The 26,016-nt window shown below is 44.3% G+C and carries 19 protein-coding genes, 1 tRNA gene and 1 pseudogene; 15 read left to right on the top strand and 6 right to left on the bottom strand.

Features of this window, described 5'->3' with window-relative positions; genetic code table 11:
• Positions 1-61 precede the first annotated feature (61 nt).
• Complete coding sequence (gene pckA, locus HPS56_RS01870) at positions 62-1,672, bottom strand: phosphoenolpyruvate carboxykinase (ATP) (RefSeq protein WP_172272915.1); 1,611 nt, start codon at positions 1,670-1,672, stop codon at positions 62-64.
• Between the two features lie 290 nt (positions 1,673-1,962).
• Here pckA and upp point away from each other — a divergent pair, with 290 nt between their 5' ends.
• Complete coding sequence (upp, locus tag HPS56_RS01865) at positions 1,963-2,619, top strand: uracil phosphoribosyltransferase (protein ID WP_172272912.1); 657 nt, start codon at positions 1,963-1,965, stop codon at positions 2,617-2,619.
• A 199-nt stretch (positions 2,620-2,818) separates the two neighbouring features.
• Here upp and HPS56_RS01860 read toward each other — a convergent pair whose 3' ends face one another.
• Positions 2,819-4,480 carry a nucleoside kinase gene (locus tag HPS56_RS01860; protein ID WP_172272909.1) on the bottom strand — a complete coding sequence of 554 codons (1,662 nt, stop codon included), beginning with the start codon at positions 4,478-4,480 and terminating at the stop codon, positions 2,819-2,821.
• Between the two features lie 89 nt (positions 4,481-4,569).
• Here HPS56_RS01860 and HPS56_RS01855 point away from each other — a divergent pair, with 89 nt between their 5' ends.
• From HPS56_RS01855 to HPS56_RS01845, 3 genes are all read left to right on the top strand, one after another.
• Complete coding sequence (locus HPS56_RS01855; protein WP_172272906.1) at positions 4,570-6,261, top strand: Na/Pi cotransporter family protein; 1,692 nt, start codon at positions 4,570-4,572, stop codon at positions 6,259-6,261.
• A 228-nt stretch (positions 6,262-6,489) separates the two neighbouring features.
• Positions 6,490-6,957 carry a transcription elongation factor GreA gene (gene greA / locus HPS56_RS01850; protein ID WP_172272903.1) on the top strand — a complete coding sequence of 156 codons (468 nt, stop codon included), beginning with the start codon at positions 6,490-6,492 and terminating at the stop codon, positions 6,955-6,957.
• A gap of 73 nt (positions 6,958-7,030) precedes the next feature.
• Positions 7,031-7,429 (top strand): HIT family protein, encoded by a 399-nt coding sequence (locus tag HPS56_RS01845; RefSeq protein ID WP_172272900.1) that lies wholly within the window; start codon positions 7,031-7,033, stop codon positions 7,427-7,429.
• 120 nt (positions 7,430-7,549) lie between these two features.
• On the opposite strand, the gene HPS56_RS01840 is transcribed toward HPS56_RS01845, so the two are convergent.
• A complete protein-coding gene (locus HPS56_RS01840; RefSeq protein WP_172272897.1) occupies positions 7,550-8,641 on the bottom strand; it encodes a mannose-1-phosphate guanylyltransferase in 1,092 nt (363 codons plus the stop codon).
• Between the two features lie 125 nt (positions 8,642-8,766).
• On the opposite strand from HPS56_RS01840, the gene HPS56_RS01835 reads away from it, so the two are divergent.
• Both HPS56_RS01835 and HPS56_RS01830 read left to right on the top strand, forming a co-directional pair.
• Positions 8,767-8,848, top strand: a tRNA-Leu gene (locus HPS56_RS01835).
• A gap of 296 nt (positions 8,849-9,144) precedes the next feature.
• A complete protein-coding gene (locus HPS56_RS01830; protein ID WP_172272894.1) occupies positions 9,145-9,414 on the top strand; it encodes a zinc ribbon domain-containing protein in 270 nt (89 codons plus the stop codon).
• Positions 9,415-9,819: 405 nt separating this feature from the next.
• Here the strand turns inward: HPS56_RS01830 and HPS56_RS01825 are convergent, their stop codons facing one another.
• Complete coding sequence (locus HPS56_RS01825; RefSeq protein ID WP_253952362.1) at positions 9,820-10,308, bottom strand: hypothetical protein; 489 nt, start codon at positions 10,306-10,308, stop codon at positions 9,820-9,822.
• Positions 10,309-10,394: 86 nt separating this feature from the next.
• On the bottom strand, positions 10,395-10,661 hold the full coding sequence (locus tag HPS56_RS01820; RefSeq protein WP_172272891.1) for a hypothetical protein: 267 nt from the start codon (positions 10,659-10,661) through the stop codon (positions 10,395-10,397).
• An 810-nt stretch (positions 10,662-11,471) separates the two neighbouring features.
• Here HPS56_RS01820 and HPS56_RS01815 point away from each other — a divergent pair.
• The 5 genes from HPS56_RS01815 (at position 11,472) to HPS56_RS01795 (ending at position 18,683) form a co-directional block, all read left to right on the top strand.
• Positions 11,472-11,843 carry a DUF8177 domain-containing protein gene (locus HPS56_RS01815; protein WP_172272888.1) on the top strand — a complete coding sequence of 124 codons (372 nt, stop codon included), beginning with the start codon at positions 11,472-11,474 and terminating at the stop codon, positions 11,841-11,843.
• Positions 11,844-12,130: 287 nt separating this feature from the next.
• On the top strand, positions 12,131-13,105 hold the full coding sequence (locus HPS56_RS01810; protein ID WP_172272885.1) for a polysaccharide deacetylase family protein: 975 nt from the start codon (positions 12,131-12,133) through the stop codon (positions 13,103-13,105).
• Positions 13,106-13,125: 20 nt separating this feature from the next.
• The gene (locus HPS56_RS01805) at positions 13,126-15,102 is read left to right on the top strand and encodes a glycoside hydrolase family 97 protein (protein WP_172272882.1); all 1,977 of its coding nucleotides are present in this window, start codon (positions 13,126-13,128) and stop codon (positions 15,100-15,102) included.
• Positions 15,103-15,270: 168 nt separating this feature from the next.
• The gene (locus tag HPS56_RS01800) at positions 15,271-17,751 is read left to right on the top strand and encodes a TonB-dependent receptor (protein ID WP_172272879.1); all 2,481 of its coding nucleotides are present in this window, start codon (positions 15,271-15,273) and stop codon (positions 17,749-17,751) included.
• An 11-nt stretch (positions 17,752-17,762) separates the two neighbouring features.
• A complete protein-coding gene (locus HPS56_RS01795) occupies positions 17,763-18,683 on the top strand; it encodes an acyltransferase family protein (RefSeq protein WP_172272876.1) in 921 nt (306 codons plus the stop codon).
• Positions 18,684-19,050: 367 nt separating this feature from the next.
• Here HPS56_RS01795 and HPS56_RS01790 read toward each other — a convergent pair whose 3' ends face one another.
• Positions 19,051-19,683 carry a DUF4595 domain-containing protein gene (locus HPS56_RS01790; RefSeq protein ID WP_172272873.1) on the bottom strand — a complete coding sequence of 211 codons (633 nt, stop codon included), beginning with the start codon at positions 19,681-19,683 and terminating at the stop codon, positions 19,051-19,053.
• A gap of 1,190 nt (positions 19,684-20,873) precedes the next feature.
• Between HPS56_RS01790 and dapF the strand changes: the two genes are divergently transcribed.
• The 4 genes and pseudogenes from dapF to HPS56_RS13250 form a co-directional block, all read left to right on the top strand.
• Positions 20,874-21,737, top strand: a complete 864-nt coding sequence (gene dapF / locus HPS56_RS01785; RefSeq protein WP_172272870.1) for a diaminopimelate epimerase — start codon at positions 20,874-20,876, stop codon at positions 21,735-21,737.
• An 18-nt stretch (positions 21,738-21,755) separates the two neighbouring features.
• A complete protein-coding gene (locus tag HPS56_RS01780; RefSeq protein WP_172272867.1) occupies positions 21,756-22,985 on the top strand; it encodes an LL-diaminopimelate aminotransferase in 1,230 nt (409 codons plus the stop codon).
• 115 nt (positions 22,986-23,100) lie between these two features.
• Positions 23,101-25,290: a glutamine synthetase III family protein gene (locus tag HPS56_RS01775; RefSeq protein ID WP_172272864.1), complete on the top strand. Its 2,190-nt coding sequence runs from the start codon at positions 23,101-23,103 to the stop codon at positions 25,288-25,290.
• 508 nt (positions 25,291-25,798) lie between these two features.
• Positions 25,799-25,981: pseudogene (locus HPS56_RS13250) on the top strand (hypothetical protein); the annotation flags it as partial.
• Between the last annotated feature and the right edge of the window lie 35 nt (positions 25,982-26,016).

Raw genomic sequence — 26,016 nt, 5'->3', positions numbered from 1 at the left:
GCTTCAAATAATGTTATTTAAAAATCAAAACCTTTATTCTTCTATTACAGTCCATACACTATTAAAGTTTCGGACCTGCAGCAACAAGAGCCTTACCTGCCTCATTGCCTTCATATTTAGCAAAGTTCTTGATAAAACGTGCGGCAAGATCCTTTGCTTTCTCTTCCCACTGAGCAGCGTCAGTATATGTGTCACGCGGGTCGAGGATGTTGGTGTCTACTCCAGGAAGTTCGGTAGGAACAGTGAAGTCGAACATAGGTATCTGCTTTGTAGGAGCCTTGTCTATGTCGCCACCGAGAATAGCATCGATTATACCACGTGTGTCACGGATGGATATACGCTTACCTGTACCGTTCCAGCCTGTATTCACGAGATATGCCTTTGCACCGTTCTTCTCCATCTTCTTCACAAGTTCCTCAGCATACTTTGTCGGATGAAGTTCGAGGAATGCCTGGCCGAAACAAGCCGAGAATGTAGGAGTAGGCTCTGTAATACCACGTTCTGTACCTGCCAATTTTGCTGTAAAACCAGACAAGAAGTAATATTTTGTCTGCTCAGGAGTAAGGATAGATACCGGAGGCAGAACACCGAATGCGTCCGCAGACAGGAAAATCACCTGCTTTGCTGCAGGAGCTGATGAACCCGGCTGTATGTTGTTGATGTGATTGATTGGATAAGAAACACGCGTGTTCTCCGTAGTACTCTTATCTGCAAAGTCAATCTTACCGTCCTCAGCCACTGTAACATTCTCGAGAAGAGCGTCACGTCTGATAGCATTGTAGATATCAGGCTCACTTTCCTTGTCAAGGTTGATAACCTTTGCATAGCAACCGCCCTCGAAATTAAACACACCGTTATCGTCCCATCCGTGCTCATCATCACCGATAAGGCGACGCTTCGGATCTGTAGACAATGTTGTCTTACCTGTACCTGAGAGTCCGAAGAATATTGCAGTGTTCTCACCGTTCATATCGCAGTTTGCAGAGCAGTGCATAGAAGCGATTCCCTTAAGCGGAAGGAAATAGTTCATCATTGAGAACATACCCTTCTTCATCTCACCGCCATACCAAGTGTTGATGATTACCTGCTCCTTGCTTGTTACGTTGAATACAACAGCTGTCTCTGAGTTCAGACCCAGCTCCTTGTAGTTTTCAACCTTAGCTTTTGAAGCATTGTAAACGATAAAATCTGGCTCCTGCTCGAGGTCAGCCTCATCCTGTGGACGGATAAACATATTTGTTACGAAGTGAGCCTGCCATGCCACCTCAACAATGAAACGCACTTTCATACGTGTATCCTTGTTGGCACCGCAGAAACCATCCACTACATAAAGCTTCTTATTAGACAGTTCTTTCTTTGCGATTTCCTTAACAGCATCCCAGCACTCTTTTGTTGCAGGGTGGTTGTCGTTCTTATATTCATCAGAAGTCCACCATACTGTACCGTGAGAGTTTTCATCGTCAACGATAAACTTATCCTTAGGAGAACGGCCTGTATAAACACCGGTCATCACGTTTACAGCGCCAAGCTCTGTCTCCTGACCTTTGTCAAAACCTGTGAGGCCTTCTTTTGTCTCCTCAGCGAACAACTCCTCATAAGAAGGATTGTACAGAACCTCGGTAGTACCGGTGATTCCATACTTCTCTAAAACTGACTTATCAAACTTTGCCATTTTTAATTTAAATGTATTTAGTTGTGAATATTATTCTGAAAATAGTTATCAACTGATTATAATCTTATCAATCGGGTGCAAAGTTAGTAAAAAAATAAATTTCGGGCAAAGATTTTATATCTTGAAATATCTGGTTATAAACCTTTTTAGGTTAAAGTATTAAAAAATCTAACATGCAACAATAGTTTTGCAACTCTCACTTTGCAAAAACAGGGATTTTCATTATTTTTGCACGGTTTTACGTTTACAGACCAATAATAATCAATATTTTACACTTATAAACACTGTATATGCAGATTAACATTTTCAATAAAACAAATTCCGTCTTAAACAGATACCTTGCAGAAATACGCGACAAGGACTATCAGAAGAACCGCCTGCTGTTCCGCAACAACATTATGAGAATCGGTGAGATAGAAGCTTACGAAATCAGCAAGACTTTCAGATATGCAAAGCAAGATGTGGAAACCCCTCTCGGAACCGCTACAGAAAACCTTCCGACAGACAATGTAGTGATTGCAACAGTGTTGCGCGCCGGCCTTCCGTTCCACACAGGATTCCTCAACATTTTCGACCATGCCGACAACGCTTTCGTAAGCGCATACAGAACATATACAAACGAAGAACATACCGAAGTCGGCATTCATGTCGAATACCTTGCCGCTCCGTCTGTTGAGGATAAAACCCTTATCATTGCAGATCCAATGCTTGCCACCGGAGGCTCTATGGAACTCGGATACAAAGCTTTCATACAGAAAGGGACACCAAGACACATACATATTGCCTGTGTGATAGCCACACCGGAAGGAATAGAACACATCAAACACACATTCCCCGACAACACGACAATATGGTGCGGAGCTGTTGACCCGAAAATGAACAGTCACAAGTATATCGTACCAGGATTCGGAGATGCCGGTGATCTATGCTACGGAGAAAAGATATAAAGTCGGATACCAATCGTAGCCGATTTAAAAATCATACTTACAACTGCCACATGAATCACTGCAAATAATAAAGCATGCCTTAAAAGTCTATGCCGACAAAAACACAGACAGGAGGATGCCTTCAATAAAAAGAGAAAACATCCTCCTGTTTAATGTCAGTCGCCAACTCTGTGTTGCCATTCCCGTCTGACTGAACCGGCTAATATTTAAACGAACTGCCGCCAAGGAATTCACGCAACAGGGATGTCGGAGGAACAGAACGGTATGGTATAGGCTTTATATACCTAAGGAATTTCAAAAGACGATATGCCTCACTATACTCCGGAGCGTTTTCCGGGACAAGTTCAAGCAAAGGCTCTGCCTGTGTCTTTATGACAGCAAGTTCAAACAGCATGGCTGTATTAAACATAACATCCGCATTTTCCTGATACGGGAATATCCATTTATTCTCTCCCGCCCTTACTGAAGGCCAGCGGCGGATTGTCTCCCGGGCACTAACACCGCGATATTTATAATCACGTATGATACGCCTCAAAAGACGGTTATCCGTTGTAGGCACATAATTATGAGTGTCAAGCAATATTGTGGTAAGGGCAGAGGCATAAACCTTAAACTTATGTTCCTCGGGAATCTGCGCTGTAAGTTCAGGATTAAGAGCATGAATGCCTTCCACCACAAGCACCTCGTTGCCCTTAAGACGCAGTTTTCTTCCACTCCTCTCACTCTTGCCTGTCTGAAAATTATATTTCGGCAACTCAACCTCCTCACCGGCGAACAACGCATTCATCTGCCTGTTAAGCAATGGTATGTCAAGCGAATAAAGGCTTTCAAAATCGTAGTCTCCCGTCTCATCACGTGGTGTTTTATCACGATCAACGAAATAATCGTCCAACGATATGGGTATCGGCCTGATACCGTTTGTAAGCAACTGTATTGACAGACGTTTGCAGGCTGTGGTCTTTCCACTTGACGACGGACCAGCAATAAGCACCATCTTCACACCCTTTCGTGAGGCAATATCATCGGCAATCCTTGATATTTTCTTTTCCTGAAGTGCCTCCGACAAATTTATCAGTTCGGTTGTATGTCCCTTTGCCACAGCTTCATTCAAATCACCTATGGTTCTTAAGCCAAGCAGCTCCTGCCAAAGATGGTGCTCCTTAAATATCTCAAACATCTTATCCTGACGGACAAGGTCTCCGAGAACAGAAGGATTATCCTGAGACGGAATCCTTAAAAGCAGGCCGTCATAATACTTTTCAAGTCCGAAAAGATGAAGTCCCGATGTACGTGGAAGCAAAGTTCCGTAATAGTAATCACAATAGCCGTCTATATCATAATAAACGGTATATAGCGCACCTATGCTATGGAGAAGTTTTACCTTTGACTCTTCTCCCCTTTCTCCAAATACCCTGATTGCCTCTTCCGTAGTAACCTCATGCCTTTGTATGGGAATATCAGCATCTATTATTTCCTGCATTCTGCGACGTATACGGTCGGCATCGTCCATAGTAACAGCTCTGCCAAACTGCAAATCACAATAATAACCGTTACTCACAGGAATGTCGATAACAACCTTTGCTTCCGGATAAATATCACTCACAGCCTTGCAAAGCACAAAGAAAAGACTACGTGAATAAATACGCGAGCCTGAGGAATAATGCAAATCTATGAATTCAACATCCTTATTATGATACAGCCTATAACATAATCCTTCAACTTTATTGTTGACTTTTGCGGCCACAGGCCCGAACTTCATATTAAGATTAATTTTATCATAGACGTCAGAAAGTGTACTTCCTATGCAAATATTTATTGTTTTTTTATTATTTTTGCAACGGATTTGTAACATTTGCTCCATAAGCTTTGGGTTTTAAAGTTTAATGTCAGTAAAGATAATCCTAAAAAATGAGATTACAACGGTCTTTACACCAATTTTTATAATAAAATATGTCTATTTGGATTATTTTTAAAATTATAGGCTCACTTGCATTGCTGATTTATGGAATGAAAGTAATGAGCGAGGCCTTACAAAAGATGGCTGGCTCTCAGCTCCGCCATGTGCTCGGCACAATGACCAAGAACCGCTTCACCGGCCTGCTTACAGGTATGTTCGTAACAACTTCCGTACAGTCGTCAACAGCCACGACAGTAATGACCGTATCATTTGTCAACGCAGGACTACTGACTCTGTCACAAGCAATATCGGTCATAATGGGAGCCAACATCGGAACGACATTCACGGCATGGATAATGAGCCTAGGCTTCTCTTTTAATTTCACAAATATAGTTTTTCCAGTCTTCTTCATAGCAATCATTCTGATTTACAGACGACGTTATCGCTATGTGGGAGACTTTCTTTTTGGAGTTGCTTTCATGTTTTTTGCTCTGGCGACACTCAGCAATACCGGAAAGGAAATGGATCTGGCACACAACCAGTCTGTAGTTGAATTCTTCAGCTCTTTCGATGTAACAAGTTACTTCACAATAATCGCATTTCTGATAATAGGTACGGTACTAACGTTCTGCATGCAGTCGTCTGCGGCCCTCATGGCCATAACAATGGTGTTATGCTCAAGCGGAGTACTCCCTATATACATGGGTATAGCCCTCGTCCTCGGTGAGAATATCGGAACGACAATCACCTCAAACCTTGCCGCCATGACAGCAAACGTGCAGGCACGCCGTGCCGCATTCGCCCACCTGGTATTCAATGTATTCGGTGTCATCTGGGTTCTATGCTGCTTCTATCCGTTTGTAAACATGGCATGCAACCTCGTAGGATACAATCCGCAGGAACCGTCTACGCTCGACGCAGCAAAACTGTCGGTAGTTCTTGCTGCTTTCCATACATCATTCAATGTGTGCAACACATTTATATTAATATGGTTTATACCTCAGATAAAGAACTTCTGCTGCAAAATCATCAAGCCTAAGGCAAAAGACGAGGAAGAAGACTTCCGCCTGCACTATATCGGAGGCCAGTCAATTATGAAAACACCTGAGCTCTCTGTTCTTGAAGCTCAAAAAGAAATACAGTCTTTTGCAGAACGCATACAGCGTATGTTCGGATTCGTAAGACAACTGCTCGGAATAAGCAACGATGCGGAATTCAACAAGCTGTTTACACGCATTGAAAAATATGAAAGCATTTCCGACAACATGGAAATAGAAATTGCAAAATATCTCGACGGAGTAAGCGATGCCCACCTCAGTGATGATACAAAAGCCAAGATACGGGCCATGTTGCGGGAAATTTCTGAATTGGAAAGCATAGGAGACAGCTGCTATAATATCGCACGCTCAATAAATAGGAAAAAGAAAGGGAAAGAAGACTTCACCGACAAACAATACGAGCACCTCCACCAGATGTTCGAACTCACCGAAGACAGCCTCACCCAAATGAATGTACTTCTTCTCGGAAGAAAAGACAACTTTGACATAAACAGGTCATTCAATATTGAAAACGAAATAAACAACTTCCGAAACCAGCTGAGAAGCCAGAATATAAACGACGTAAACAACCACGAGTATACTTATGGCATCGGCACAATGTATATGGATATAATAAGCGAATGCGAAAGACTTGGCGACTATGTCGTAAACGTGGTTGAAGCACGCATGGGAACAAGAAAGAAATGAAAGGCTATGGTCTATAACAAAAAAGCACGACACTCATACAAAAGATATTTTAACATCTTTAATTTGGCAATATTGATTATTATGCCTAACTTTGCAAACAGATAACAAAGACATAATAACAACAGGATAAGGATTCCGACATGAAAGAAATGTCGGAATCCTATTCTTTTTGTCTTTGGCAAATAATAATAGAATTTAATCGTTTAACTAATAAAAACAAACAACATTATGGCTTATATGTCAAAAGAAGGCTACGATAATATGATAGCCGAGTTAAAACGCCTTGAAAGCGTTGAGCGTCCTAAGGCATCTGCCGCTATAGCTGAAGCCCGCGACAAGGGCGATCTGAGTGAAAATTCTGAATACGATGCGGCCAAAGAAGCACAGGCACATCTCGAAAATAAAATCAATCAGCTCAAAATGGCAATAGCCGAGGCAAAGATTATAGACACATCACGCCTCAGCACAGATACGGTTCAGATTCTTACGAAAGTGGAAATGACAAACCTTGCTAATAAGGCAAGGATGACATATACCATTGTAAGTGAGAATGAAGCCAATCTTCGCGAAGGAAAGATTTCAATAAAGACCCCTATCGCGCAAGGTTTGCTTGGCAAGAAAATAGGAGACGAAGCCGAAATAACGATTCCAAACGGAACCATCAGGCTGAGAATAGAAAACATTTCCATCACATAATAGTTAATACTCTATCGGATAATTTTCAAATAACAACAACCTATTACTGTAGCATAAAAAACATCATTACACTATGGCCGGAATTTTCACAAAGATAGCAAACGGGGAAATACCAAGCTACAAATGTGCGGAGAACGACAAGTTTTATGCCTTTCTTGATATCAACCCATTGGTAAAAGGACATACATTGGTAATACCAAGACGCGAAGAAGACTATATCTTCGACCTTACCGATGAGGAACTGGCAGAAATGACGGTATTTGCAAAGAAAGTTGCACAAGCGATAAAAAAAGCCTACCCATGTATAAAAGTCGGCATGGCCGTATTAGGACTCGAAGTACCGCATGCACACATACACCTCATTCCCATGCAAAACGAGAAAGACATGATTTTCTCAAATCCGAAACTCAAATTGACCGATGAGGAGTTTAAGGAAATATCAGACAGAATATACGCAGAGTTCTCAAAATAGAATCTCCATTAATCATCGAAGCGGCAAAGACAGCATTGCTGCGAAAGGAGCTATATGAAAATACAATAAACGGGATGTATAAGAACTTTATACATCCCGTTTATTAATTATATTATTTTTCTATATAAACTCATCACCGAACTTTATGCCTATTTCATTGACATATTTCCGAATCAAAGATGACGTATCTCCTCTTTTACATATAAACAGCACATTGTCCTGCTCAACAACGATATACCCGTCAAGTCCGTTAATGACAGCAAGCTTTCCTTTTGACACCTTTATCACATTGTTATGACTGTCGTCAAGTATGACCTTAGAATCAACGACAACATTATCATCCGTACCCTTACTCATACACTCATATATGGAATGCCATGTACCAAGATCGGCCCATCCGAAATCACATGTCATGACACATATATCACAACATCTTTCAAGCACGCCATAATCTACTGACAAATTGGGAAATGACGAATAGTTATTCCTTGCAAAGGTTTCTTTCTCTGACGGAGTACCTTCTTTCCTTTCTTCTTCATATCTATTGTGCATTTCCGGAAACATTTTTGGAAAACTGTTGCTAAAACATTTTGCCGAACCTAAGAACAATCCTGTGTTCCAATAAAACTCACCGCTGTCCATAAACATCTGGGCAAACTCACGCTCCGGCTTTTCCGTAAACGACTTTACAGAAAACACTCCTGAAGTATCCATATTGTCACCAATCTGGATATAGCCGTATCCTGGTTCCGGACGCGTTGGCTTAACGGCCATAACCAGTAGTTTCTCGTTCTTTGAAACGAAATCAAAAGCCTTACGCACATTCTCGGCATAGGCGTCCTCATTCAACACGAACTGGTCGGAAGGTGTAACTATTATATTTGCATCACTGTTACGCTTTTGTATCATAAAAGTCGCAAGTGTCACGCTCGGTGCAGTGTTTCTACCAACTTCCTCTATAATAAAATTACTTTCATAAACTTCGGGAAGTTGTTCATGTGTCATATCCGCATATTCGGCATTGGTACATACAATTATATTATCTTTTGGCAACAGTTTTGCAATACGGTCGAATGTCAGCTGCAACTGCGTACGCCCGCATCCGAAGAAATCAATAAATTGCTTCGGACGCCTGTCTCTGCTGTAAGGCCATAAACGACGACCTTTTCCGCCTGCAAGAATAACACAATAATTATTACTCATAGTTTTCATATAAACAACAGATTTAAATTCCGCTTCGAATTTACGAATATTCCTCGAACTGCACAAAGAATTTAAGTTTTTTATCAAATTATTTGTTTATTCAAAAAAAACTAACTATCTTTGCAACCGCAAAAGCCCAGATGGCGGAATCGGTAGACGCGCTGGTCTCAAACACCAGTGGAGCAATCCGTCCCGGTTCGACCCCGGGTCTGGGTACGAATAAAATCGGCTAAGTGATCAAAGAAATACTTAGCCGATTTTATTTTACCTCCATTTCCCATACAATTTTCGTAAAATGGCTCACACGATAAATATAACAGGATGAATATTACCATTATTTCCGACTCTAATATAATCGAGGCACGATGATATAGGTATTTTGAGCCCATTTTAATGGTATATTTTGCCATTGGAACATCAAAAATCTTGCAAGAATCATCTGCAATACAGAAAATTGTAGTAACTTTGTCATCAGTGAGCATAGAGATTATTATTCATAAAAGAAAAACGATATGGAACAAAAATTCTGTCAGAGCTGTGGTATGCCACTGACTGACGACATCAAGGGAACAAACGCTGACAACAGCAGCAATGAGGATTACTGCATCTATTGCTACAAGAACGGCATGTTCACGCAGGACATGACTATGGAACAGATGATTGATCACTGTGCCCAATTTACCGATGAGATAAACAAATCATCGGGACAAAACATGACCGTGGAACAGGCTAAAGAAATGATGCGACAATACTATCCCAATCTCAAACGCTGGAAAAAATAAACTCTTAAAGGAATTTCACTAAAACTCTTACGATACTTTTATATAATATCGAACTTTGTAAAGCCTAAAGTAGGCTTGATTTCAGAAATATTGCATATCTTTACCATATCTTAGTACCAGAATCCCTCGTTTTGGCTGACAAACCTTAATTTATGAGGAATATCTAAATACACAAAGCAGCCAGCTAATTCGTAATACAGTATGAATTAGCTGGCTGCTTTGTAATTGTCTATAGAATATCACTAATGGAATATCGCTATACCAATAACAGCTGTATTAGCGAAACTATAATCCCAAAATGAACAGGAAGAAATATTTATTACAAATCATCCATGCTTGCGATCTTACTGCATCAGTATTTATCTTATCAAAATAACGGAGTATTACGAAACAACTCATTACACTTTAATTGCCTATTGACAATTCGATATTACCTTGTGAAGTACTATAAACCGTATACCATTTACATCTATCCATCCTTAATGCATGCAATTTATCACTGTCTGTTTTTAGAGAGACATAACCTTGGAACTTCTCTACACATTCAAACGGTTCACCATACTTTTCTGTCTGCATCGTTTTCAAACAGGTATAATTGTTTTCAAGCGAAGCCAATTTATCCATTTCTGGAAATATTACTCCAATAGTATTAACCTTATTAGTTGACTTTAGAGTAGAAACCAACACTGTACACCCTTTAAAACCTGCAAAATCCCCTCGAAGTAATGCAATCCCATCTTCTGTATCAACATGGGGAAAACCAGCTTGTTTCATCTTCGCAACATATTCACTCAATGTCCCGTCAATTGGAACGCCTTTAAATCTCAAATGCTCCGAGGTTTCTTGCGCAAATACCCACAAATGCAAGACACAGCAAAAATAATAACTTTTCATAATTCAATTTGTATTAGAATGATTTTAATATATTGAGATTACTTATTTATCGGCAAAACAGCACGTCTTTCTTCATCAAATGACCATTAAACTTGCCACATTTTTCCATCTACTTGGTCAAAATTATAAATGTTTTGTGTCGGATAAAGCTCAAAACGTCCATTTATTCTTTTTTGACCGTTTATAAGCGTATTAAGATTTAAATCATATTCCAAACGTCCTTTATCCTCATCCACACTATACTGTACTTGCCATATTTGTCCTGTTTGTGTGTCAAGTTTAAGGAAAGTCCAAATATTTTGTGTTGAAAACAATTTGAACCGTACTGCAATACGCCTGTACAAATTGTACATCTTCTTTTGTAACTGATTTTTGTGCATCATTTTTGCACCCTACGAACATAAAGGAAGGAAGGAGTAGGAATAGTAACACAATTCTTCTCATAGTTTTTTATCTAAATTTCTCCTCCAGCTACCACAATGAATTAATTATATTACAAAGCGTGGAACTGACTATGCTACGTCTTAATTTTGAAGGTCGTAGGAAACCCGAATGTACAGATGTAGTAATAGCAGCCCACGCTATAGCGTGAGAACCACTATGCCACCCTTGTACATTCTTTTGAAAATTTCCTACGTTCTCAAAATTACAAGATAAGCATAACGCTTCTTTCTTTTCTAATATGTCTTGGAAAGAGCGAACTCAATCCAACTGCAAAGATAAGAAAATTCATTGAAAACCAACAAATCATACTTAAATTCCAGCGACAATCCTGATATTTTCTTTTCCTTTTAAATTGTAAATCACTTATGTTCCTGTATCCCTAAAACATTATCATATTTGCATAAAAAACACAGCATACCCCAAACATCTGATTGCAAAAGTTTCAATTTTTGCCATCAATTTATTACATTCTTTTACTTTATTCAAGAAAAACGTCAACAAATTTAATCATAAAGCAACAGACTTTTAGAAAAATGTCGTATATTTGCAAATGAATCGACAACGGTCGGTTCACAATATATAAAGACAAGAAACGTTATACATGATCTTGTAGTTGCAGAAAATATAAAAAGAAACAATCGGACAAAGATTGGTATAATCGGCTCACGTTTTCTTTCACCGTTTATCATCCCTCAGAGCCAAGGGATAAATTATTGCGTATGAAGAAATTAATCTTTATGACTCTTTTGGGATTGATAACGTGTTCCACATGGGCTTCTTCAAAGTTCAAATCATTGAACAACTTCAAAAACAAGACAACAGTCATTGTAGAAGTAAACTCTGTAAACTCCAAACATATTCTTGAGGATGTGGTTTTCCATAACAATGGTACGGCCTACAAGTGCAAGGAACTGAAAACCACACATACCGGCAGGACCCTTACAATCTCCGCCGGATTCAAGAAATTCAAGACATTTAATAATTGCTATTTGACGTTCATGCTCAATGGTAAATTACAAAAAGTTCAGGTAATATCCGACACCCATTGCAACAATACCCATTGCAACAAGCAACAATGTTGCAGACATTGAACAACTCTATAATCATCAACAACGGCTGTTTCCGCCTCGTGCATGGATACAGCCGTTGTTGATGATTATGACATTTTACAAAGGCTTGTCATTAAAAAGTCAACAAGCTGAGAAGAAATGAAATCAAGAAACCGGCACCCTTTCGTATATTTCGTTAACTTTCCTATAAATAAAAATCATTTCTTTATCCCGCTGGTATGGGAATCTCAGGATTTTCATGTAAATTTGCACCGTATTTTGCAAAACGACCAAAATATCAGAGATTTGTTTAACAAACGACAATTCCGATGAAATATAAAAGCCTTACAGCCGCTATCACGTATGTATTTTGCCTGTGCGGCCTGAATGCGCAGACAAACGTATCTGTTGCAAAATATCATGGCAACTGCAAGGCTGCCGTAAGCTATACCTTTGACGACGGTCTTCTCGAGCATTACACAAAAGTTTTTCCTGAATTTAAAAAGCGGAACATAAAAGGTTCTTTCTGTATCATAGGAAGCAAAGTCGGACATGACATGAAAGGCACTCCTTGCATGAACTGGGAACAGCTGCGTGAAATGGCAGATGACGGACAGGAAATCACAAACCACGGATGGGCACACCGCAACGTTACCAACCTCACCGCTGATGAGCTACGCTATGAGGTACAACATAACGATACTGCTATATATAATAATGTAGGGGTGTTTCCACGCACATATTTCTATCCTGGAAACAGAAAAACAGACACAGCCGTGGAATTCTGTTCCCAAGACCGGACAGGAACACGCACTTTTCAAATCAGCATCGGCTCAAAACGTGATACAGAATGGCTGAAGAAATGGATTGATGGCATAATATCGCACGGAGAATGGGGCATTGGCATGACCCACGGCATCACAACAGGCTATGACGCGTTTACAGACCCCAGTATATTATGGAACCATATAGACTATGCATGCAGCAGACGCGACAGCCTTTGGATTGCGCCATTACACGATGTTTCCGCATATATACAGGAACGTGACAATATAAAACTAAAAGTCAGAACAAAAGGGAACATTACAGAAATAGCAATGCAAACGGGTCTTGACCCGAAAATCTTTAATGTTCCTTTGACCATGACTGTATGCGGCAACAGCAATGAAGACACGCCCGGAAACATTGTCGCGAGCCAGGACGGTGTCAAACTGAACATATATAGGAAAGAAAGGGATTTAATGTTTGATTTCAACCCTAATGGAGGAAAGATAACAATCATACACCAATATAACCTCAAATAACAACAATAAGACGTATCGAAATGAAGAAGATTCTTTTTAGCTGCTTCATGTCTCTCACATTTTCCGGTGTCCTTGCCGGTGTGCAGACAGTGAAATCACCCGACGGAAAACTTGCCGTGACTGTTGAAGACAATGACGGACGCGCCTTTTATTCCATAGTCTACGATGGGAAACAAATGATGGAACGCTCGGCATTAGGCCTTAAGACCAATATCGGTGACTTCAGCAACGGTCTTTCCATGAAAGACTTTAATGAAAAGCGTATCGACAAAACCTACAGCATGCGCACCACGAAGACCTCTTACGTGCATTACGTTGCCAACCAGATAAACATAAACTATGAGAATTCAGACAGGCAGAAGATGACAGTCACCTTCAATGTTTCCGACAACGATGTGGCATTCCGCTATTCATTTCCGCAACAGGGCGAGACAGCCACAATGGTTGTCAACGAGGAAATGACATCTTTCCGTCTGCCGCAGAACACAACCACTTTCATCTGCCCGCAATCAGATGCCATGGTGGGTTGGAAACGCACAAAACCGAGCTACGAGGAAGAGTATAAGCCGGATGCGGCTATGACGGAAAAATCAAGATATGGCGAGGGATACACCTTTCCGTGCCTTTTCCATGTGGGCAACGATGGTTGGGTGCTCGTCAGCGAGACAGGAAACGACGGAGGCTATGTTGGCAGCCATCTGTCAGACTACAATGTGGAGAACGGCTACCAGGTGACATTCCCCATGCAGGGAGAAGCCAACGGCTGGGGAACGTCAACAGCGGCGATGCCACTTCCCGGAGCCACACCGTGGCGTACCGTCACCGTAGGAAACACATTAAAGCCAATCGTGGAGACAACCATCCCATACGATGTTGTGGAAGAAAAGTACAAGGCTTCAGAACAATACGGGGCCGGACGATACACATGGAGCTGGCTGATATGGCAGGACAAGTCCATCAACTATAACGACCAGAAGGCATTTATAGACCTTGCAGGCGAAATGGGCTATGAATATGTGCTTGTAGACAATTTCTGGGATGCCCAGATAGGCCGCGACCGCATTACCGAGCTGAGCCGTTATGCAAAGGGAAAAGGCGTCTCTCTGATGCTGTGGTACAACTCAAACGGAGCGGAGAATGACGCTCCTCAGACTCCTAAGAACTGCATGAACACCTCTGTGAGCCGCAAGCGGGAGATGGCATGGCTGAAAAGCATCGGTGTAAAAGGCATCAAGGTAGACTTCTTCGCCGGTGACAAACAGCACACCATGCAGTTGTATGAGGACATACTGAGCGACGCCAACGATTTCGGCCTGCAGGTAATATTCCACGGATGCACCCTACCGCGGGGATGGGAGAAGATGTATCCGAATTTTGTAAGCAGCGAGGCAGTGCTCGCTTCCGAGAATGTCTATTTCTCCGACCATCACGCCCGTCAGGAAGGATTCGAACTGACCATGCATCCTTTCTGCCGCAACGCAGTGGCATCCATGGACTGGGGAGGCACTATAATGAACCGACGCATGTCGCGGGACAACAACAGCCGCCACCAGCGTTACACGTCGGATATATTCGAAATGGCTGCATCGATAGTCAACCAGTCTGCCATACAATGCATAGCCATACAGCCAAACAATCTCACCGAACTCCCGCAGTTTGAGAAAGATTTCCTGAAAACGGTTCCGACACAATGGGACGAAACAAGATTCATAGACGGATACCCGGGCAAGTATGTGGTGATAGCCCGCAGACACGGTGACGACTGGTATGTGGCCGGACTGAACGGCACAAACGAGGAATTGAAACTTAACATCTCCGTGCCGATGTCCGCAGGAACATCCGTAGACTACTATACAGACAAGAAGGCAAGAACAGGAAAGAACGCGGATCCGGAGGCGTATGCCATACCTGACGGAATGCTGTCGAAACTTAAAATAGGAAAGAACGGCACCGCAAAGGTTATTCTTCAGCCCAAGGGTGGAATGATATTAAAGTAACAAAGAGTAATGAGATTGAACAAGGATAATGATTAGAGAGCATCATTGTGTGATGCAAAAGAATGTTTTTATAGATTGTTCAGGATGGCAGGCGGGAAACCGATCACTCCCGCCTGCATTTTTTAAGAAGATTAAACCAAATGGATTATTTAAAGTCATAGTTCTGTTATGAATAGATTATTTTTTATTTGTCTGTTTCTTGCGGCAAGTATGATCTCTTTCGCGCAAGGAACGGTAAGGGGACGTGTTTTGGATAAACAGACCAATGAAGTATTGCAGTTTGTAAACGTAAGCGTGAAAGACGCCGCCACCGGAAAAATGGTGAAAGGGTCGGTCACCGATGCAAAAGGACAGTTCGCCATCGGCAATATCGCTTACGGTGACTACCAGTTAACAATATCTTATGTAGGATATAAAAGCATCAACCGCAAGTTCTCGCTTTCAAAGGCAAGCCCACGGTCGAATTTTCCTGTGCTTTATCTTGCCGAAGACCGTCAGATGCTGAAAGAGGTGCAGGTTACCGGCCAACGCTCACAGATGAAGCTCGAAGTGGACCGCAAGACATTCTCTGTAGACCAGGTCCTTGCCGCAGCCGGAGGCTCGGCCACAGACCTGCTTGAGAACATCCCGTCCGTAGAAGTGACCACAGACGGTGAGATATCCCTGCGCGGAAGCTCAAGCGTGGAAGTATGGATTAACGGCAAGGCAAGCGGTCTTACCTCCGACAACCGCGGGGAAATACTCCAGCAGATACCGGCCGAGAGCATCGAGAAAATCGAAGTCATCGACAACCCGAGTGCAAAATTCAGTCCGGAAGGAAGTGCCGGCATCATAAATATCGTGCTCAAGCGCGACCGCAAGGCCGGATATTACGGCTCACTGCGTGCCGGAGTGCAGAACCAGGGCGGCTGGAACACAGGAGGAAACATCAACTATTCCAGCGGCACGCTCGATGCATACGCCAATCTCGGATGGCGCCAGCGTAAAAGCAAGGGAGGTTCATCGAGCGAACAGACATACCTGAAGACAAACCAGTATCAGAACTACGAGAGCGAGTCAGAACACAGCGGCCGCAATCTGTTTGCGCGTGCCGGCCTGACATGGCATCTCACAAAAAAAGACGACATATCCCTTTCCGGAATGACGATGCTCGGGAAACGCGACGAATACTCCTTCACCCCATACCGTTATGGAACGGTAGGCGCACAGAACGACACACACATAATGTACCGCAACAACACCGGAGGAGGAGACATGAACATGTATCACGGAGAGCTCGGATATGTCCACACCTTCAGCGAAAAGCATAAAATAGATTTCAACCTTACATTCGGCAAGTGGAAAAGCGATCAGGACAACTTCTACCGCGACAGCACGGAGTGGATAGAAACAGGAGCCCCCACCACATACACATATCAGTACCGCCCGATGTTCATCAACAACCGTTCATGGGAGGCCAAGCTCGACTATGAGAACCAGATAACCGACAATTTCAGGATTGAGGCCGGATATAACGGCCGCTTCTCACACGAGAACACACCACAGGAGGCATGGATCGACAACCGTAACTGGGACGGTCACGACCAGGTAGAAGACCGTGAATACTATAACCGCTTCATCTACGACAACGATGTGCATGCCCTATATGCCACAGTGACTACAAAACTCGGTCCGATAGGCGTTATGGCCGGTTTGCGCGGAGAATACTGGAATGTGAATACCGAGAGCTACACATGGGAACAGGAGCACGATGCCTCATTGCGCGACAAGCCTTTCAAGAAAGACTATTTCCAGCTGTTCCCAAGCCTGTTCCTCAACTACAGCCTTACGGAGACGGCACAGCTCCAGCTCAACTACACCCGCCGCCTGCGCCGCCCGTGGGGAGGTGAGCTCAACAACTTCCGAAACACAAGAGACGCCTCGATGGTGTCGTTCGGTAATCCGGAGCTGACCCCTGAATACACAAATTCATTCACGCTCAACTTCCTGAAATCATGGACGGACCACACTCTTTCCATAGGTTCATACTACCGTCCGACAACCGATGTCATACAGCGGGTGACATACAACGAAGGAGGCGTCATTTACTCTACAAACGAAAATGTGGCCAAGAGCCAGAGCGCGGGAGTGGAGCTTATCATGAAAGACAAATTCTTCAGAATACTCGACCTCACCACCACAGTGAACGCATATTATTACAAGCTTGACGGTTTCAGCTACCTCATCGGTGACCAGACCGTCACAGGCCGTTCAGATGAGAACTTCTCATGGGACGCACGTATGCTCGCCAGCGTCATCCTGCCTTACGACATATCTTTCCAGGCAACGGGCAATTACCGTTCACGCCGCGTGATAACCCAGGGATACCGCAAGCACAACGCGAGTCTCGACCTCGGACTGCGTAAGTCCTTCCTCAACAAGGCCCTTGCACTTTCCATCAACTGGCGCGATGTATTCAACACCCGCAAATGGGAGAATTTCACAAGCAGCGACTCATTTGAGCGTCATCAGAAAAACTGGCGCGACCCGAATTTCAACGTCTCACTCACATGGAATTTCGGCAATATGAGTGCCAAGAAAAGAAAGCCTCAGCAGGAGGAGATGAACAGCGGAGGCGACGACACAGGAGGATTCGGAGGTTACGAATAACCACCTGTATAATGACACAGAACCCCAAAGATACATTTCTCTTCAGGAGCTATACGGATACCATACGCGGCATCTGCATGCTCCTGATTGTTTTTTCGCATACGGCAAACGAGTTTCCCGGACTTATATCTGCCCTACACCTCTCCCGGGTATTGCAATCCGGCACGTTCGCAACCGGCATTTTTTTCTTTCTCAGCGGCTACGGTCTTACACTGTCGTTGGAGCGGAATTCCATAGACAGCCGGTATCTCCGCAGACGCCTTTCACGCCTTTTTATCCCCTATCTCTTCTTTTGGGCATTCTATACGGCCAGCTTTGCCGTCTTCAATCCTTCTGCCGTCACTTACGGATGGATAACGGATTTCCTGTCTCTTAAGATGCCGGAAGCCGACACATGGTTTTTCCGTGTGATAGTCTGTTGCTGCACTATATATATGTCGCTCTACAAATACGTGCGAAACCAGGCTGCCGCACTGATGGCCTTAGTCACGGTGACATATATGGCGGTATGTATGATATATGATGTCCCGTCATGGTGGTACAACACAGTGATATGCTTTCCGTTGGGCATCTTACATGCCAAACGGAAATCTCTACGCACCGGTGGCTGGCGGTCACTCACCGCGCTCATTATATTATTCATCTTTTCGTGGAAATTCTATCTGTACGACATGATTATAGCCTGCGGCCTTCTTTCAGTAATTGTCGCCCGCATGTCGGTGATACCGCCCATGACAAGACTTCGCAGCACGTTGCTTTCCTTTATCGGCATAAACAGCCTGTGGGTATATTTCATGGAAGCCATTCCCATCGACCTCATATCCTCGCATCACACAGGATTTTTCATTTACGTGTCCGGAGGAGTCATCATATCCGTCGTACTTGCGTTCACGGGAGTGAAACTCTACACGCTACTGAAAGCACACTGTTAAATTATCTAAAATCCACGAGGTATTATGATTTTTCGAAATCTATTTACATTTTCGGAGTATATAAAATTCTTTTCCAATGAATGGCCTATTCACGCTCAATGAATGGCATGTTCATCGGCCGTGAATAGCATGTTCATCAAGCGTGAACATGCCATTCATTTTTGGCACACTATTTGTCAGCCATAAACGCGCTATATATCAGCCTGTTACAGGATTCACAGAAATCAGCGAACCGAGACAAAATCATTTCATGAATTTTCATTACATATAGAGGACGACTCATCATAAATATACTGTCAACCGATTAATGTCAAATATACGGAAATCGCCCTGCCATTGTAACATGACAAGGCGATTATACGTTTTCTCATTGCGAGTTAGTTATAGTGCCCCAACCCCCATATTCATAATAATTAAAAGTTTTGTCCTCCGGTTCGGGATTGACGTTGTCATAAATGATTATGGTTGCGGGAAGGTTCTGACAAGGTTTTCCCAAAAAGCCTATATAAAGAGCATATTTTAAACCTCTTTCATACCACTGCTCCAATTTATCCATAAAAGGACCAAGGCCAACGCCGAGCAGGAACGGTGACATATTATAACGTTCGAAAACTGTCTGATTACTGTAAGTCAACACTGCATAGGCATCATATTCATCTTGTTTTATTTTGGTCAGATTGCCGTTTGTCCATTCCATTTTCAGGAAATCTTCGCCCCAGCTATCAATAGAGATAACATGCCCGTCTTTGTCATACTGATATTTTATCATACCGCTATCTCCGTCCGAATCCGCCTCTATGACCCTGTTGGCAAAATGATTTTCACCGAAAGCAAATGTATAAGTGGTGGTAAGGTTAAAATATTCATAATCTGCGGTATACAGCATAACGGCACGATCGCTTTTTAGCGTCTGCAGACCGTAAGAGATGTTGCGGTATTTGGCACGCCGTTTCCACACTTCGTTAATGCGTTTCTCGTGTGCCACATCCGCATTTCTCATGCCGGATCCCGCCAAGGTCTGCAATACCCCGTCTGTTCATTCCAATTTTCGATGCCGCTGCCGATAGAGTCTGCCTTAATATCCTGTGCTTGGGCGACTGAAAACATCAAAAACAACAAGACGATGCTGGTTGTAGTTCGTTTTATTTCCATAATTTTGTTTTACCTATACAGCTCCTTTAAGGCCTTTATTTACACATGAAGCGTGGAACTGCAATGCCACGTCTTAGTTTGGAGGTCGTAGGAAACCTTAGATACAGATGTAGATATAGCAGCCCACGCTATAGCGTGAGAACCACTATGCCATCCCTTGTATCTAATTTGAAAATTTCCTACGTTTCCAAACTACAAGATAAGCATAACGCTTCTTCTTTTTTCGTATGTCTTGAATGGAGTCGCCTCAATCCAAGTACAAAAGTAATCAAAAATTCCGGCAATTCCTTGTTTCCGAGCGATTTTTTGTGCGTAGAAGTGGCAGACGGTGCGAGATTTTGGCTTCTTGCAGTCCCGTTCTTCCCTTTCCTCTCATCTGCTGTCTTTTTGAGTTTACCGGAGCTTCATGCCAACTGTTCCCCTGCTGGATTGTCCGGCTCTTTTCGGCACTGCCGGCGGTTTTGTGGGATGCAAAACCTATACTTGCTCCCCGGAAACATTCAGATATCGGCAATCGGGTGGTAAGCAGACTGATTCGAAATGCCATACCCTTAACAGCTACACTCCATTCAAGCGACATAACCCGCATACAGACGACCGTAAATCCAACGAGCCGGATAATCGAATTAAAAAGCCCGTAGGAGAGAGAAAATGAATTAGAGCACTTCTATCTTGAACTAAGTAAATGTCAGTCAAATGGCAATAGAAAAAAATGCAGATTTAACATCTGCCCTTCTGGAATTTGATTCTTGCAGACTGAAAAACACTTCCGAAAACAAGCGCAACATTTTATGATATTTTTGTTGCAAGTTTGTTGAGCAAGCCTTAAATGTGTAAATACAATATCTGATATATAATTAGTTACAAAGTACCGTAATGTTACGAAGTATAACATAATAACATATAAATACATAAAAACTATAAGACATATACAACACGTAAATTTAAAAAGCCCCTCCAATCCCGTTTTTCCTATAAAACTGTTGTATCTTTGCATCCGAAAAAACAACGGCTTCACAAAATCGTAGTATCAGCAGTATGTGGGATAAACAGAAGACAGTCTGGTTTACAAAGATGCACGGAGCGGGAAACGATTATATCTATGTAGATACATCGGTATACGAAATCAGCGACCCTTCGTCCGCAGCCTTGAAATGGAGCTCACCGCATACGGGCATAGGCAGCGACGGTCTCGTACTGATAGAAGCCTCTCCAGTGGCTGATGCCGATTTTGCGATGCGCATATTCAATGCGGACGGTTCAGAGGCAATGATGTGCGGCAATGCGGCACGATGCATAGGAAAGTATCTGTATGACAAAGGCATTACCGACAAGACGCTTATCCGTCTTTACACGCCTTCAGGAATAAAGAACCTTCTGCTACACGTCACGGCCGACGGCAAGGTGGACAGCGTCACCGTAGACATGCAACAGCCTGTTCTATGCAATACCCGTCAGATTGCGACACCGGAAGGCACGATGGTTGAAGGCATCGTGGAAGTATCGGGAGTAGAATTCAAGGGCACGTTTGTCTCTATGGGGAACCCTCATTTTGTCATATTCACCGATGATGTGCTTCATACGGACATCAACCTCTACGGCAACCTGTTGGAGCACAGCCCGCTTTTTCCCGAACGTTGCAATATAGAGTTCTCACAGGTCATGAAAGACGGAACCGTCAGAACACGGGTATGGGAACGAGGCAGCGGAATAACCATGGCATGCGGCACAGGCGCCTGTGCCGTGGCCGTAGCGGCAGCCCTCACAGGACGCTGCGGACGCGAAAGCATAATATCCATGGATGGAGGACGTCTGAAAATAGCATGGTCCGAGGCCGACAATCATGTATATATGACCGGCCCGGCCGAATTTGTATTCGAAGGAGAGATTCCAAATATATAAACAAAAAAACAATCGGATATGGCATTAGTAAACGAACATTTCTTAAAGTTGCCGGACAATTATCTGTTCTCAGAAATAGCAAAGAAAGTAAACGCCTTTAAGGTTTCCCATCCGGACGCGAATGTGATAAATCTCGGAATAGGCGATGTGACACAACCTCTTTGCCCGGCTGTTACCGATGCCATGCACAGGGCCGTGGACGAGATGGGAGCACGGGAAACATTCCGCGGTTACGGTCCGGAACAGGGTTATATGTTTCTGCGTGAGGCCATAGTGAAGAACGACTTCCTTCCACGCGGCATACGTCTCGACCCGAGTGAGATCTTTATCAGTGACGGTTCCAAGAGCGACACGGGAAATATACAGGAGCTTGTGCGCTGGGACAACAGCATAGGAGTGACCGACCCTATATATCCGGTATATATAGATTCCAACGTGATGATAGGCCGGGCCGGACTTCTTAACGACAGCCGATGGAGCAATGTGGTATACATTCCGTGTACGGAGGAAAACGGCTTCGTGCCGGAAATACCCGAAAAGCGTGTCGACATAATATATCTATGCTACCCGAACAATCCCACAGGCACGACACTGACCAAGAGCGAACTGAAAAAATGGGTGAGCTACGCTTTGAAGAACGACACCCTGATTTTCTACGACGCAGCATACGAGGCATACATCCAGGATCCGGATATCCCCCACTCCATCTACGAGATAAAAGGCGCGAGAAAAGTGGCAATAGAGTTCCACAGCTATTCCAAGACTGCCGGATTCACTGGCATAAGATGCGGCTACACCGTGGTGCCTAAGGAACTCACCGCCGGAACCACCGACGGCCTGGACCGCATTTCCCTACACCGCCTGTGGTATCGCCGCCAGTGCACCAAATTCAACGGTACGAGCTACATAAGCCAGCGGGCGGCCGAGGCCACATACACAACGGAAGGGAAAAAACAGGTAAAAGACACTATACGGTATTACATGGATAACGCGAAAATCATGTACGATGCGCTCACAGCCATGGGACTGAAAGTATACGGAGGCCGGAATGCCCCGTATCTGTGGGTAAAGACTCCCGACGGGGAAACAGGCCGCAGATTCTTCGAACAGATGCTATACAATGCCCGTATTGTATGTACACCCGGTGAGGGATTCGGCCCGAGCGGAGAGGGGTATGTGCGACTGACAGCCTTCGGACAACGCGAAGACTGCGAGGAAGCCATGCGGCGCATGGCACGGATGATATGACAACGGGCCTGCCGAGAAAACAAACCGACACAAGCATTCACACAACATAAAGCACAACACTACACAAAATAAAACACGGTTCTCTTGAACCCCAACATTTAAAAACATCAAGGCAATGGTAAACTTAAGATTTCAGGTCGTGGCCGAGGCTTTCAGAAAAAAGCCGGTGGAAGTATGCACACCGCAGGAGAGACCCAGCGAGTATTTCGCAAAAAACGTGTTCACACGCGAGAAGATGTACAAGTATCTGCCCAAAGACATCTACGACAGGCTCACTGACGTTATAGACAACGGTTCACGCCTCGACCGTTCGGTGGCCGATGCCGTGGCCGACGGAATACGCCGGTGGGCTGCAGACAACGGTGCGACACACTACACCCATTGGTTCCAGCCGCTGACAGAAGGCACGGCAGAGAAACATGACTCTTTCATAGAGCACGACATGAAAGGAGGAATGGTGGAAGAGTTCAGCGGCAAACTTCTCGTACAGCAGGAGCCTGACGCCTCATCGTTTCCCAGCGGCGGTATACGCAACACATTCGAGGCCCGAGGATATTCGGCCTGGGATCCCACCTCACCGGTGTTCATCATGGACGACACGCTATGCATACCGACAGTCTTCATATCATACACCGGTGAGGCTCTTGATTACAAGGCGCCACTGTTGCGCGCGCTCCACGCAGTAAACATCGCAGCCACAGACGTATGCCGGTACTTCTATACAGACGTGAGGAAAGTGAACAGCAATCTTGGATGGGAACAGGAATACTTCCTCGTGGACGAAGGGCTCTATTCCGCAAGACCCGATCTCCTGCTCACCGGACGCACTCTCATGGGACACGCCTCGGCCAAGAACCAACAGATGGACGACCACTATTTCGGCATTATCCCCGACCGCGTGCAGGCTTTCATGAAAGACCTCGAGATACGGGCTCTCGAGTTGGGCATACCATGCAAGACGAGGCACAACGAAGTTGCCCCAAACCAGTTTGAACTTGCTCCCATATTCGAGGAGACAAATCTTGCCGTAGACCACAATATGCTTCTAATGTCGCTTATGAAAAAGACAGCACGCAGGCACGGCTTCCGCGTTCTGCTCCATGAAAAGCCCTTCGCGGGGATAAACGGCAGCGGAAAACACAACAACTGGAGCCTGAGCACCGACACTGGCATCCTGCTCCATTCCCCCGGTAAGACTCCGCCCGACAATCTGCGTTTCGTGGTGTTCATCGTAGAGACCCTCATGGGAGTATACCGCCACGGAGGTCTTCTAAAGGCATCCATCATGAGTGCCACAAATGCCCACCGGCTCGGAGCCAACGAAGCACCGCCGGCAATCATTTCCTCGTTCCTCGGCAAACAGCTTTCCGCACTTCTCGACCACATCGAGAACTCCGACACCGACGCACTCATCGCCATGGCCGGCAAACAGGGAATGAAACTCGACATACCTGAGATACCCGAACTCCTCATCGACAACACCGACCGCAACCGCACATCGCCATTCGCCTTCACCGGCAACCGTTTCGAATTCCGGGCCGTAGGCAGCGAGGCAAACTGCGCGTCAGCCATGACCGCACTCAATGCCGCCGTGGCCGAAGCACTGTCCGATTTCAAGACGCGTGTAGACAATCTCATTGCCTCCGGACGTGACAAGACCGGTGCCATAATCGACATCCTGCGCCAGGACATAAGGACATGCAAGCCCGTGAGGTTCGACGGAAACGGATACAGTGACGAATGGGTGGCTGAGGCATCCCGGCGCGGCCTCGACTGCCAGACAAGCTGTCCTGAGATATTCCGCAGCTATCTTGACGAGAAGAGCGTGGCCATGTTCAGCCGGCTGGGTATCATGTCGGAAAAGGAACTTGAGGCACGCAACGAAGTGAAATGGGAAACCTACACAAAGAAAATCCAGATAGAAGCACGGGTGATGGGAGACATGTCAATGAACCACATCATTCCCGTGGCCACACATTATCAGAGCATGCTGATAAAGAACGTCAGCAACATGCGCGGTATCTTTAAAGCAGAAAAGGCCGACCGCCTGTCGGCCCGGAACATAGAGCTTATCGAGGAAATCGCTGCCCGTATAGCAGCCATTGAAGACGGGGTGGACGCACTCGTTGAGGCACGGCGCGTGGCCAACAGAATCAACGGGGCATACGAAAGAGCCGTGGCATACCATGATACCGTGGCACCAAAGATGGAAACCATACGCCGCGAGACAGACCGTCTCGAGCTCATTGTAGAGGATGACCTGTGGACACTTCCGAAGTACCGCGAGCTTCTGTTCATAAGATAAAAAGGCATCCCACGCGCCATTGCCTGGCAATATATCTGAAACACATCGGCAAACCGGCGCGTTCCTGACAGTACGCACCACTTTTATGGTTGTTTTTGAACTTTGCTACCGTAAAGCGCTGTGAAGCGTTTTACGGTTCTGTCGTAAAATGATAAATATAGTGTATTTCCATTTCACCTTGTCACCCAGAACCGCCACTCTTATCAACGTTGCCTCTATCCGGTTGATAATATTACTGTTTGCAGAAGTAATCAATAAAAACAATGTGTTTATGATTCTGCAAACGTTCTCCACATACCACGGCATTACAAATACATTATTTTACCAATGACCGGTAAAGATGTTAAAGATAGTTGGATAAACGGATATATGTATCGGTGTTCGGAATTATTTTATTTGAAAATCCTATCTTTGCAGGTAACACAGACAGAATCAGGGTAATTATAACATTTATCAACTATGAGTTTAAATATAGAAAAAGGAAACAGAAAACGTGTGGTCATTGCAGGTGGTACACTTACGCTCGATACTTGGAATAAGAAACAAAATGGTGGTATTGCTGAATTGGACGCACAACTACTTCAGCTACAGACGGTCATTGCACATGATATTCTATTCCGTGAAAGCAAAGGAAATACGTGAGCGTAAGGCACGTGACCAACTGGGGAGAAGACCTGTTGGCCGGAAATGACGACAAAAGTCAAGGATTGCGACCGGCTCCGGATA

It is taken from the genome of Xylanibacter muris (genome assembly GCF_013166605.1).
Taxonomy (GTDB): domain Bacteria; phylum Bacteroidota; class Bacteroidia; order Bacteroidales; family Bacteroidaceae; genus Prevotella; species Prevotella muris.
The sequence above is the reverse complement of the archived record's forward strand: the minus strand, read 5'-3'. Positions and strand labels throughout refer to the sequence as shown.